At 32.0% G+C, this 2,515-nt stretch carries 2 protein-coding genes; both read right to left on the bottom strand.

Annotation, left to right across the window (positions count from 1 at the left end):
* Positions 1 to 252: 252 nt before the first annotated feature.
* On the bottom strand, positions 253 to 735 hold the full coding sequence (locus tag ACKTTQ_RS05240; RefSeq protein ID WP_408048591.1) for a DMP19 family protein: 483 nt from the start codon (positions 733 to 735) through the stop codon (positions 253 to 255).
* A gap of 6 nt (positions 736 to 741) precedes the next feature.
* A partial coding sequence (locus tag ACKTTQ_RS05235; protein WP_408048590.1) for an RHS repeat domain-containing protein occupies positions 742 to 2,515 on the bottom strand: 1,774 nt, incomplete at its 5' end.

Here is a 2,515-nt window from a genome sequence, read left to right as displayed (position 1 = left end):
TGGCGACACTTCTGTTTTGGTAAAGGATAAAGAAGTTTTACAGCGTATTGAAGATATTTCTAATTTATCGGAAGAGAAGAAAAAGTATATTTTTGACTTTATTGATATGTGTTTACGTGATGATAAAACTCAAAAAGCTTATAAATAAAAAACCACGCTATAAATAACTTATAACGTGGCTCTACCTATTTTTAAATTTAATTTCTATTTCTTACTCATACCCGCTACTAGTTATGAAAACTAGCAGTAGCCTCACTCGGACATACTAGCACCATCAGAGGTTAAATAATTAGCTAATAGTTTTACTAAATCTTCTTTAGAGTTGTAATATTTGTCATCTAGCCCATCTAAAGAATCACATATAAGATCATCAAAATTTGTTATTCGGTTCAATTCTCTATTAAATATATTCCTACTAAAATCTTGAACATCTAAATTTAGATAGTTAACCACAGATAAAACTTCTAAAAGTAGATTAGCAGTAGTTTTAGCTTTTATTTTTTTTAAACATGAAAGAGTTTGGTAGCTAAAACATCCATAAGGGTTTAAGAAGTATTGATGAAACCCACCATTGAAAACTTGATCATGAAATATAGAAATAAGGTATGTTGCTTTCTGCTTTTCTGAGAGATTTTCAACATACTTATTCCAATGTTTATAATTTGAAATAATATTTTCATTTAAATTCTCAACAGCTTTATTATAATAATTATCTATAATTTCTCTATTCGCCATATTTTTCTATTTTAAAAATGCGTTTGGATACATTGATTTATTGAGTTTAATTAACTCTTCTAAAGAACTATTAGGAAGCCCTATGCGTCCATAAACTCTTCTAAGTTCAAATATATCTCTTGCTAATACTTCTCTTGCATTAGATAACCCCCTAGTGTTCCTTGATACAATTCCTAAACTACTTCTTCTAGTATGACCAATCCTTGGAACAAGAATAGAAGGTGCTGTTTTATAATTATAGTCAGGAATAAATCTTTTCATCAAAGCTTTTTGACCAACATGATGAGCATCTAACCCTTTTTCAATTCCTCTGATTTTATTATAGGGACCTACTTTCCATATTTTAGAAGCCATTTTGGCCTCACCACCTGCCCCTGGCTCTAATAGAGCAAATAAGATAATCCCAGCAAAATAACCGAATCTTTGTCCTTCTGTTACCTCTGTTACTTTAAGGTTAGTGTTTCTCGTTATGTCAAAGGAACTTTGGATAAGACCTTTTGCAATACCTGTACCTGTATCTTTTAAATCTTTTTTAAATCCTTCACTAGTAAAAATTCGTTTGTAATAATTATAGTAATCTAAAAAGGTTTTACAATCAGGACAATTATCACTTTGGTTACTGCTATCACTATTCCCCGAATTACCACTACTATCTCGCAATGCTATAAAAACATTTTTAGCATCTTCTCCTGTAAAAGTCCAGCCATTTTCATTTTGCACTGCATCAGCACCACTTGGGTCAGCCCAAAAAACTGGATTATTGTCGAAAGCTGTATAAGTACTCATTGAGTGATGTACTACTGGGTCGATAGAATTCCATCTCGCAATAGCAGGGTCATACCTCCTTAAAGGCATTTCATACAAGTTCAACCCTAAAGACTCTTCTAATTCAGTCCCATTGTATTTAAACTTCTGCGCGGTGCTATTTCCAAGGGATGATACGTTATTATTGTATCCTTTATGTTTAAGTCCAAATGGATAATAATTAGATTCCTCTATGATCTCACTACTCGCAGTAATTACACCATCTTTGTTAGTATCAGTATATGTTAATCTAATATTCCCTAAGTGGTCTTTGTATTGGTAAACGTAGTCAAATGATGAGATTACTGTGCTACCGCTCGCAATGACAGGTTTTATATATCCTTCTGAGTGATTAAAGAATTCTAAAGACCAACTAAAACCATTATTTCCTCCAGGTAATCCATTACTTGATACTCCTGAATATATATAATTTCCTGCGTATTGTGTAACTTTTGTTTGGTTGAAATCACTTACAACTTTAGATAGTTTTACTCCAGAAGCATCATACACATAGTTAATTGTACCTCCTGAACCATTGCTAAATGTAATTTCTGTTGGTAAATTTAAATGATTATATGTTATACTTCCTATATCTTTATTTTTATCAGAAATCATGTTACCATTTACATCATAGGTGTAATCTAACTTGTTTGATTTGTCTTTAAATCCATAGTTGTCATTACCATTATCTACAACTGATTTTAGTTTATTACCACTATCATAATAGTAGTGCAAATTATCCATTGTACCAAAGCTGGTTGCTCCTGCGTTGATATGCCCTTTTCTTATAAGGTTTAGGATATTTCCGTTTTTGTCGTACGTAATACCTGATACGTTGTAATTTCCACCTGCATCGCTTACTGCGCCTGTGATTCTATTCAGTGCATCGTACCTGTAACTAACACACTTTTTTTTATTCCGATACCTTTTTTTTACGCATACACCCAAAAACAAGATTTTTTTAAGAACGTCCTTT

The sequence above is a fragment of the Tenacibaculum halocynthiae genome (assembly GCF_964512825.1).
Taxonomy (GTDB): Bacteria; Bacteroidota; Bacteroidia; order Flavobacteriales; family Flavobacteriaceae; genus Polaribacter; species Polaribacter halocynthiae.
The sequence above is the reverse complement of the archived record's forward strand: the minus strand, read 5'-3'. Positions and strand labels throughout refer to the sequence as shown.

What these genes read in the sequence shown, in the direction of transcription:
- ACKTTQ_RS05240 (WP_408048591.1), bottom strand. Translation starts at nt 735, where the DNA reads ATGGCGAATAGAGAAATTATAGATAATTATTATAATAAAGCTGTTGAG.